Origin of the sequence: Acinetobacter sp. EKM10A, assembly GCF_011075215.1 — a bacterium.
GTDB classification, from domain to species: Bacteria; Pseudomonadota; Gammaproteobacteria; order Pseudomonadales; family Moraxellaceae; genus Acinetobacter; species Acinetobacter baumannii.
In genome coordinates this window covers 331,241-340,084 of sequence record NZ_JAALLK010000002.1, presented here as the reverse complement: position 1 = coordinate 340,084, position 8,844 = coordinate 331,241, and the positions used below count along the sequence as shown (strand labels likewise).

12 protein-coding genes are annotated in these 8,844 nt (G+C 35.3%); 3 read left to right on the top strand and 9 right to left on the bottom strand.

The features are described from left to right. Positions 1 to 220 precede the first annotated feature (220 nt). From G9371_RS04485 to G9371_RS04445, 9 genes are all read right to left on the bottom strand, one after another. Positions 221 to 463 (bottom strand): hypothetical protein, encoded by a 243-nt coding sequence (locus G9371_RS04485; RefSeq protein ID WP_000166400.1) that lies wholly within the window; start codon positions 461 to 463, stop codon positions 221 to 223. A 166-nt stretch (positions 464 to 629) separates the two neighbouring features. Then, positions 630 to 1,874, bottom strand: a complete 1,245-nt coding sequence (locus G9371_RS04480; RefSeq protein ID WP_029424033.1) for a zonular occludens toxin domain-containing protein — start codon at positions 1,872 to 1,874, stop codon at positions 630 to 632. Continuing rightward, on the bottom strand, positions 1,867 to 2,151 hold the full coding sequence (locus tag G9371_RS04475) for a DUF2523 domain-containing protein (protein ID WP_000050492.1): 285 nt from the start codon (positions 2,149 to 2,151) through the stop codon (positions 1,867 to 1,869). The genes G9371_RS04480 and G9371_RS04475 overlap by 8 nt, the downstream gene beginning before the upstream one ends. Positions 2,152 to 2,153: 2 nt before the next feature. Then, on the bottom strand, positions 2,154 to 3,629 hold the full coding sequence (locus G9371_RS04470) for a virulence factor TspB C-terminal domain-related protein (protein ID WP_029424032.1): 1,476 nt from the start codon (positions 3,627 to 3,629) through the stop codon (positions 2,154 to 2,156). Positions 3,630 to 3,721: 92 nt separating this feature from the next. Then, complete coding sequence (locus G9371_RS04465) at positions 3,722 to 3,940, bottom strand: major capsid protein (protein ID WP_001093107.1); 219 nt, start codon at positions 3,938 to 3,940, stop codon at positions 3,722 to 3,724. An 11-nt stretch (positions 3,941 to 3,951) separates the two neighbouring features. Then, positions 3,952 to 4,146 carry a hypothetical protein gene (locus G9371_RS04460; RefSeq protein WP_000367699.1) on the bottom strand — a complete coding sequence of 65 codons (195 nt, stop codon included), beginning with the start codon at positions 4,144 to 4,146 and terminating at the stop codon, positions 3,952 to 3,954. 315 nt (positions 4,147 to 4,461) lie between these two features. Further along, positions 4,462 to 4,758 (bottom strand): hypothetical protein, encoded by a 297-nt coding sequence (locus G9371_RS04455; RefSeq protein ID WP_000983197.1) that lies wholly within the window; start codon positions 4,756 to 4,758, stop codon positions 4,462 to 4,464. 2 nt (positions 4,759 to 4,760) lie between these two features. After that, positions 4,761 to 5,918 (bottom strand): replication initiation factor domain-containing protein, encoded by a 1,158-nt coding sequence (locus G9371_RS04450; RefSeq protein ID WP_002062239.1) that lies wholly within the window; start codon positions 5,916 to 5,918, stop codon positions 4,761 to 4,763. Then, positions 5,918 to 6,136, bottom strand: a complete 219-nt coding sequence (locus G9371_RS04445) for a hypothetical protein (protein ID WP_002062233.1) — start codon at positions 6,134 to 6,136, stop codon at positions 5,918 to 5,920. Before G9371_RS04445 ends, G9371_RS04450 begins: the two co-directional genes overlap by 1 nt. Positions 6,137 to 6,248: 112 nt before the next feature. Between G9371_RS04445 and G9371_RS04440 the strand changes: the two genes are divergently transcribed. From G9371_RS04440 to G9371_RS04430, 3 genes are all read left to right on the top strand, one after another. After that, positions 6,249 to 6,452: a hypothetical protein gene (locus tag G9371_RS04440; RefSeq protein WP_002062240.1), complete on the top strand. Its 204-nt coding sequence runs from the start codon at positions 6,249 to 6,251 to the stop codon at positions 6,450 to 6,452. Between the two features lie 999 nt (positions 6,453 to 7,451). After that, positions 7,452 to 7,742, top strand: coding sequence for a hypothetical protein (locus tag G9371_RS04435; RefSeq protein WP_000794349.1), 291 nt, complete (start codon positions 7,452 to 7,454; stop codon positions 7,740 to 7,742). 489 nt (positions 7,743 to 8,231) lie between these two features. Next, positions 8,232 to 8,765 carry a fimbrial protein gene (locus tag G9371_RS04430; RefSeq protein WP_000731819.1) on the top strand — a complete coding sequence of 178 codons (534 nt, stop codon included), beginning with the start codon at positions 8,232 to 8,234 and terminating at the stop codon, positions 8,763 to 8,765. Positions 8,766 to 8,844 lie beyond the last annotated feature (79 nt).

Below are 8,844 nucleotides of genomic sequence, written 5' to 3'. Positions count from 1 at the left end.
GCCGACTATGTAAAAAAACGCCGATTTGCTATGAAATTATGGCAAATCGGCTATGTTACATAATCAGGCACACATTATGCGAACTTTCAGACGCTAAAAAGTGCATTTAAATACAGAGAGGAAAGAAGCAAATAACATCCCTGTAATGAAGAAAAACATCGCAATAAAAATAAAAACCTTAATAGGAAAAAATTGCATTTTAAACTTAAGTACATGTGCATCATGTTTTGTCATATTCTACCAGTCCATTAGGTAAAGAATTATCCGCAAAGGTGGTGACTTGCTCTAAAATATCAAACGCTTTATTAATACTTTCTTTATCAGTCAAGTAACCACATTTCACTAAAACATCAATTGCACCAGACAACTCATTTAGATTTTTTAAACAATCCAAAGGCAATAAAGAAGTATCTATCACTTGGCTTGCTTTTTCTTCTAAATATTCAAAAACTTGTTTTGTCATATATCCCCCGTCAAAGTGTCTAGACTACGCCTTGAGACACTCAAAATTTATACAAGATTTAATTGTTTACTCGATGTGTCTCAATTCCCCTGAAGACACTTTTCTATACCGCTACGTTACATCAAAGAGACGGTTTTTTGTAGTCAAAGGGAATGATTTCAAATCGTTATAAATCCCAATTAGGGTCTCTCTCTAAGCCACGCTGTATATAGTTTTCAGCATATTGAATCGATTGTTGACGTTGCGGAATCTGCTCAACAGAATCATTTCTCAAAGCTTCTGTATTCATAGGTTCATTACGTGGTTGAGCAAAATAATTAAAAGGTCGATCACCTGCATGTTTTAAGAGTCGTCTGCAATCTGATTGAGACACATCATGCAAAATTGTACCTTGCTGGGTATATGCTACATAACGTCCATTCTGCTTCATACAACCGCTAAACACAGGCTTTGACGTAATCTCATAACTGACTTGACTAGCATCAATATCATAAGGCTTATTAGGATTGTATTTAAGCACAATACTTTGCATGTCATTTTGCTCTTTTGCCAATAATTCAGCATTTCTTTTTGTCGGATCACGTAAGTCTGCACATTGCTCAATGGTTAAACCATACTGTTTAGAACACTGCTGATCTAATAAAAGATTCTGTTCGTCAGTCTTCTGATTAGCCGTTTGACCATTCGTTTTACTATCTTTTTTGGTATCTGACGCACTTTGTTTATCCTCAAATCTTTGTGGGTTAAAAGATTTAGTATTCATTAAACCAAACACAACAAAACCAGCTATTCCTAAAATAATTGATACATAGATAAATAACTGTTTTGGTAACTTAAATTTGATACTTGAATGGTCAGACGCAGAATGATAAAGCTTTTGATATTCGTCTTTAAAATGAAAGCGATAATGATCGAAATACTTCTTATGTTTAGCATTACGATTTGCAGCAGGTTCAGGACTAGATAACCACTTATCAAATACAAAAACATTTGTATAAGGCGGTTTAGAACTAGGACGCTTTATGAAGTACATCTTATCAATCAGCTTATGAATACCTTTCTCTATTCGCGCAGGGTCCTGAGTAATTAACCAAATATCCTTGTTGAAATGACCATGAATTGTAAGGTCCTTAATCATTTGATCTTGAGAGTATTGATTACCCTTGTACTCATATGCTTTACGCATATGTACTTCATCATAAATAATAATTGAACCATCCGGAGTATCACGCCAATCGTCTGGAGCAGGTTCAACTTCAGGTATCCTCAAACCATCAATATCGCAATAAATTTGTCTTGCCGGTTTACCTTGTTCTTCTAATTTTTTATTTTCTTCAAGCATATCTAATATGGTTTTCACCATAAATTGAGTTTTGCCATTACGTGGTTGACCACATACTAAATTAATCACTTTTTCGTACCCCAACTTGCATACTTGATAATGCAACACGTAAGGCAATAGCAGATAAAACCATACTGATAGCTTGATCAAATCCACTTAGACCAACAACATACAATACGTTGCCTAATGTGCCCCAATAACTTTGAATTGTGCTTACAGCTAAAGAAAATGCTCCTTGTGTTGCACCGTATGTAAATAAAGAAAGTCCAGCACCTTTAAGTAATTTTGAGACGGCACTAGATAAAATTGTTTCTGATACTTTAGAAAGAAGACTAGCTAAACTCATAGTTAATCCTCTCCCTTAACATTAATACCCGCAACGATAAAAGCTGAAGTAATAGCACCAACAGCCAACACAGCAGGCTTAAAGAAAGTAAGAGCATCACAAACAGGTTGATAAGGTAATTCGATAGTATAAGTCTGACCCATTAAAGTAAATTGAACAGAGTCTTTTGGACAAGCATCCGAACCTGTAAGGGTTACAGTACCTGCCGATACATCTTCATCAAATTCAACTTTTTCAGGGTCTTTCTGTTCAGGATCTTCTTTCATCCATTCATCTGTTTTTTTCCAGTCGTCATACCATTTACAGACCGTAAAAGCCCATTCACAAAATACTGGAAATTCGATAGAAATAGACTGTCCACCAGTCGGATTGCCATCCACATCTTTGATAGGCTCAGATTTACCATCAGCAGTACCACCATCTGTGCGCCAAGAACGGTCATTCATAAAGGGCTTATCTGATAATGGTGGTGTTTTATATCTAGGATCGCCAAAAGGTGCAGGCTGACCGTCTGGAGTCAATGGAGCATTTTTAATTTGATAGTCCATATCATTAGCTAATTCATCTCCAACACCATTACCTGCATGGCTATATGCATCAGCTACAGATTGGTCCATTAAACCCGTATTAACTTTACTATCAACTGTTGAATCAACTGGATCATGATAACCTTCGCCCATCATTGCAGCCCCTAACAACTCAGGGGTAAGCGGAATAATTTGATCTGGTGGTGGTGGTGAATTAGGGTTATAAATCGGGTTTAGTTGACGTTGATAACCCCAGTTAAAAATCTCATTTGCATCTGTTGGAGAGCGCTTAATAATACATTTTGCGTCTCTTTCACCTACCTCAGTAGCTCCCCAATTGTAAGGAGTAACAGAAACAAGTATCCAGCCATTGCCTTGTGCATTACGGGTACAAATATCTGTAGCTGCCTGACTATTCGTACCAAACTTTTTAGTAACCCCAAAAGAACTGCTCTGATAGTAATATTGCAATCTTGGGTCAGCAGGATCAGTTGGTTCTACTGGTTTTTTCTTTACGTAAGCACCATCTGTCATTACCCAACCAATTGCTTCAATTAATTGTGTTGCAGCATATACACCAACCATTTGTACGCCTGGATTCTTTGCATAGAAAGCCACACGTTTAAACATGGAGCTACCCACTTTTGAAGCTGTAGGCGATGCTTCTGCAATAGCAATTCTAGTAACTGTTCTTGTTTTCGCAGTTACTGGATCAGTTTCAGTAAATGATCTTGCAGATCGACCATAAACACGTCTTGCATAATCTTCACGGTTTTGCTGCAGCTTGATTTCACGTTGAAGCCACCAATCACCATCATCGGTGGCGTTAGCTTCAGTCATTAGAATTATTGGTGAAAGGATAATTGAGAGAGATAAGTAAAAGCGGATTGTTGTTGAAATTGTTCTTCTTAAAACATTTTTATACCAATATAAATCATCATTAATAGCCATATGTACGCCCCAATATCACCCATGCTTCACCCCGTAAACGCGACTGCGAGCCCTCGCGCGTTTACGGTGGCTCGCATGTAATACACTGGTTCTTAGAATGCAGAACGGATGTATTTAAATACTTTGATACCTAGCGGAATCAAAATTGCAGCAGCAGCTACAGTAGCACCCGCAACCTGAGCACCAGACAACTCCCCAGTAATTTCAGTTACATCAATTGCAGCATTCGATGCAGCAGTTACCCCCGCAGCCGTAGCAACTACAGCAGCTTGTTTAAAACGTTGAAGCATTACTTGTTTTTTAGTGTTCATGATTGAACTCCTTACTTTTCAAAAATTTGCACTCGTATAGTTTTTAAACTCCATACGACTGCCAGACATAACCAAAAAGCGCCCCCAATTGTTGTAGCTTCGGCGTAGCTTAATGGTGGTAAATAAAGGTCAGCTTGACCCCATTGAAGACATGACTGCACCCCATTAGCATCAGGTGACGATAATTGCTTACAGACCATGTCCATTTCTAAAATCCCCAATTAGAGCCACTGGCTTGCGCTTTTAAACCACGCCCCCAAAAGCCAGTGGTATCTGTTATTTACACTTGTAAAAATGGATGCAGTAATCAGAGTGTTTTGTAAACTTTTTACCGCACTTCTTGCATGTATAAACAAATTCTGTCATAGTTAAATTACACATAAGTTATTGATTTTTAACATATTATACATTATACGAAGCGGTAAAAATAACTATGTGTAATGTATAGCTTTATTTCGGTTTTCCGAAGATTTCAGGATGTGCAATGTTACTTGCACCATCCTCGTCTAAGACATCAATCATTAAATTACCTTTGGCAACTCAACTTGTTTAACGACATACTTCATAGATTTTCCTGAAGTAACCATTTCAAATGTGATATCAGCTTCTAACGGAAATTTATGTTGCTTAAGCAACACTAGATTTGTTCGGTCTTGCCAGTTAAAAACCTCACATGCATTACCAACCGCATTACCTTGCGATTGATCAAGTGGAACCTCACAGTACAAAGCTACATGGTCATAATGACGACCATCGTCAGTTTTAAAATCAACAGCCTTAGCACCTAAGATTTTCACTTTATTTTTAAATTGCATCATTGCTACATTCTCCGAGCAGTTATAAGCACATGATCTAACCGCTTCGGATAAGCGAATTGATCAGAGCAAGAAATAATATTGATTAACTCTTCAGGTTCAAAAACCTGTTTAAAAACATTGATATACTTACCATATTGGTGTTTAAGGTTCTTAATGGCAGTATCAAAGTTAATGCGTGCAACCTTTTGAATTGTTTCAATTCTTGCAGGTTGAATATCCTCAGATAAAAATGCGAAACATGGGTATGAGGCTATGAAATACTCACTTGGAGCCAGCAACATATCGAACGGTAAAACACGGTCAATTGATTTAAATTCAACTTCAGCACGTTGCCAATTATCATTCGGATCACCTTCAGCACGACCTTTCTCGTACAAACGAAGCATCTTGCCTGATTCACGTGCACCGACCATTAAAGTACGTCCTTTACCGTTTGGACGTTTCCAATTGCCTTTATGCTCGATATTCGGCATACGGTTACCACAGCTAAAACCGCCTAAACCGTCTTGCATATTGCCCCAATCAACATTGATCTTTTTACCTTCAAAGTCATCATGTGCAATATCAACACGAGTTAATTTAGCTCGTTTAGCAATAGTCACTAAGAAGTTGTAAAGTCTTAATTCCCAACCACTTTTAGCAAAGTTGCAACCACGACCATTAATCATAATTAAGATGGTATTACGTTGACCGCCAATGCAGACAAAGCCGAAATCTTCACCTAGTACATAGCTTTCTTTATAGAAATTCAGACCGCCATGACGGCATGCAGTCGTTGAGAATCCAAAGATGTGATGTAACTGGTGGTCCAATTCCTCTACAGCAGCCGTCCAACGGTGTGTATCGATGATGTATTCATCTTCATTCCAATACTTATCACCTAAAGTCTCAATTCCGATTGTGAAATTTACCCAGTCAATCACGGCAATTTCATTGTCAGCAGGCAGACGGCATTGAACTGGTTTAACACCTGAAGAAGTCATCACCATGTGAGCATATGGAATTGTATATAACGAATGCTCTTGATACGGGAGATCGGCATCTTGCAGTTGCGTATCGGATGTCTTTACCCCCATCTTATTAATGGGGGTTACAACCATCGCATTTTCCAATCCCCCCGATAAAGCTGTGGGGTTTGGTTGTTTTTTATACTCACCCATTAGCAAATCCCCATTGAACGGAAATTATCATTCTCAGCTTTCAACATGTCGTAGTACTCCGCTACTTTGGCAGACTTATAGCCCCACTCCACCATCGTCATTTCAATATGGAAAAGAACAAGCTCAGACTCGTAAGCCGGATTGCCCCCAATAATTAACTGCACTGCCCGATCAAAAATGATCTTGGCCACAATCTCAAAAGCTAGTTCCTTTTCCATAAAATCACAAATATAGAAATCACATTCCAGTAATAATACAGAAATCACATATGAATACAAGAACAAATCACAAATTCATTTACAATTTAAAAATCAACTGAGGAGCATGAATATGGCTAAAACTTTTAGATTTACAGATGAAGAAGAAAATGCATTGAATGAAACAGCATTAAAAGTAAACAGAGACCTTGTTAAAGCAGGTAAAAAGCCATTAAGAGATACAGAAATCTTCCATGAGATTATTAAACAAACTTTGCTCGAAGGCTTTGTAGAAGTAACTAGAGATGGAACATTAAAAGTAGAAACAAAAAAATAATTGATCAAAAAAAAGTTAAGCATCCCCTGCTCTAGCCTTCAGATCGCATAATGCCGACTATGTAAAAAAACGCCGATTTGCTATGAAATTATGGCAAATCGGCTATGTTACATAATCAGGCACACATTATACGAACAATTATATAGTTTAAACTAATCCCTAGTTATTTCTATCTTTCAGATCTAAAGCTCTCTTTACGTAGCTTTAAAGTTATTTGGCTAAACATCACTATCTGAGCATAAATATGACATTCATCTTTCTCTATTTAGCTTTACATAGCTAACATAATTTTATTGATCACTGTATAGCTTTTCTTAGAATCTTTGCTGCACTTAAATTTAGATGATCGTCTTTGGCTAAAGAATTAAAATTTAAATTAAATTTCAGATGAACCATGCTCCTTACTACTCAATTAAATTCAAACAACTTTATCATTACAGAAATTTTAAAATAATCATTCTGATACTCAACTTTCTGTATTCCTTTTAAATACTTTAAAGATTAAATCTTCTAATTTAGTTCGCCTTATTATTACCTTAAGTTTTTAAGTAAAATTAAATAAATACGAGAATTATTTACAACCTATTCAAAAGTGATTTTATTTTTCATATTTTAATTCGTATAAATAAAAAATCTGAGCTAAAACATTACTTTTAATTTCCGTGAATATATATTATTTCAATAAATATTATAATTAATTAAATTATTTTTTAGCTTGGTATTTTAGGTTAAATTTTTATAATTTTAATTAAAGCATTTATTATCAATAATTTAATTTTACAATAACTAAGATACATTAATATTTGTAAAGTGTGATTTAATTGTCGTTTTAATAAAATAGATGTAGAAATAAAACCTATTTAAACAAATTAAATAATTAGTGAGATACGGGTCACATATTATTTTATGTTTTTTAATTGAAATTGATTTATATATTGTTTTTAAATAAAAAATATTGTATCACTTATATTAACTATTTAATAAATAGGTACTTATAAAATGAAAAATAATATATTTAAAATTTTGGTTTTAGCGGTATTTTCTACTTCCCCACTATTTTGTTATGCAAATAACACAATAATGATCAAAGGAAATATTGTTGAAGACACATGCTCAACAAAAAGTAATGAGATAGAATGTAACGCAGTCAATAATTTGAATATTAAACTTGATAGTGAATATTTAAATAAAGATAGTCTCTATAAATTAGCTCAACATACAGAGAAGATGGACACTAGCATTGAAAGTCTAGGTTCTAATCGAAAGATTATACTTATCAATTATCATTAAGCTCATTTCATCACATTTGATCTTATTACTATAGAAGCTGGCAAAAGAGTGATTCATACAATTCAACATAATTTTTTATGAATTGGGTATTGGGTCACTCTTTTTCTGCAAAAATGTCTATTTGTATATTTTTTCTATATACATCTGCATAATTTATTCTATATAATTGTATTGTAAGAATTTAAACTTCTTCTTCACGTAAATTGTTTAATTCTTTTCCAGTTACATAGTAGCCTTATGTAATTTTCTTATCTCTACGATTCCTTTCTTCTAAACAATAAAAACTATTTATAAAACAGCTACATAAGCTGTGTTAACTAGCTATTAACTGCACCCTAAAAGTGTGACCAAATTAAAATTATGAAAAAATAATGTGACATAGTTTGCATTTTGTTTAAAAAGTGTTAGCATTGTTACATTACTTTTCAAGATGTCAAACACTGGAAAAGTAAGGAATTAAACTTTTATCCAGACTTTTGAGAAAACACTATGAAAAAACTTGCTTTGATCGCTGCTCTTTCGGTTGTAGGGATTGCGAATGCTCAAGCTGCTGATGGTACAATTACAATTAATGGTTTAGTTACAGACAAAACTTGTGACATCGTTACTCCTGCTGGTAAAGATTTCACAGTGACTCTTCCTACTGTTTCTAAACAAACTTTAGCTGTTGCTGGGGATGTTGCTGGCCGTACCCCTTTCCAAATCAACTTAGCTAACTGTTCACAAGGTAAAGTAGCTACTTACTTTGAACCAGGTGCAACTGTTGACTTCAATACTGGTCGTTTACTTAACCAAGACGCTACTGGTGCTAAAAACGTTAACGTTCAACTTTTAGGTAGCAACAATAACTTCATCCCAGTACTTGCTGCTGGTGCAAACGGTGCTCAAGCTAACTCTCAATGGGTTGACGTAGCTGAAGGTGCAAGTGCTGACCTTAACTACTATGCTGAATACTATGCAACTGGTGCTTCTACTGCTGGTAAAGTAACTACTTCTGTTCAATACACAATTATCTATCAATAATTAATTGATAGCGGGGTTTCTATGTCCGCATGGAAACCCTGTTTTGTGTAGCACTTTCCTGAATCTTTCTTGGTTGAGA

Coding starts and splice junctions, on each gene's coding strand:
- G9371_RS04445 (WP_002062233.1), bottom strand. CDS start 6,136: ATGGAAAAGGAACTAGCTTTTGAGATTGTGGCCAAGATCATTTTTGAT.
- G9371_RS04455 (WP_000983197.1), bottom strand. CDS start 4,758: ATGATGCAATTTAAAAATAAAGTGAAAATCTTAGGTGCTAAGGCTGTT.
- G9371_RS04470 (WP_029424032.1), bottom strand. CDS start 3,629: ATGGCTATTAATGATGATTTATATTGGTATAAAAATGTTTTAAGAAGA.
- G9371_RS04435 (WP_000794349.1), top strand. CDS start 7,452: ATGAAAAATAATATATTTAAAATTTTGGTTTTAGCGGTATTTTCTACT.
- G9371_RS04465 (WP_001093107.1), bottom strand. CDS start 3,940: ATGAACACTAAAAAACAAGTAATGCTTCAACGTTTTAAACAAGCTGCT.
- G9371_RS04450 (WP_002062239.1), bottom strand. CDS start 5,918: ATGGGTGAGTATAAAAAACAACCAAACCCCACAGCTTTATCGGGGGGA.
- G9371_RS04475 (WP_000050492.1), bottom strand. CDS start 2,151: ATGAGTTTAGCTAGTCTTCTTTCTAAAGTATCAGAAACAATTTTATCT.
- G9371_RS04430 (WP_000731819.1), top strand. CDS start 8,232: ATGAAAAAACTTGCTTTGATCGCTGCTCTTTCGGTTGTAGGGATTGCG.
- G9371_RS04460 (WP_000367699.1), bottom strand. CDS start 4,146: ATGGACATGGTCTGTAAGCAATTATCGTCACCTGATGCTAATGGGGTG.
- G9371_RS04485 (WP_000166400.1), bottom strand. CDS start 463: ATGACAAAACAAGTTTTTGAATATTTAGAAGAAAAAGCAAGCCAAGTG.
- G9371_RS04440 (WP_002062240.1), top strand. CDS start 6,249: ATGGCTAAAACTTTTAGATTTACAGATGAAGAAGAAAATGCATTGAAT.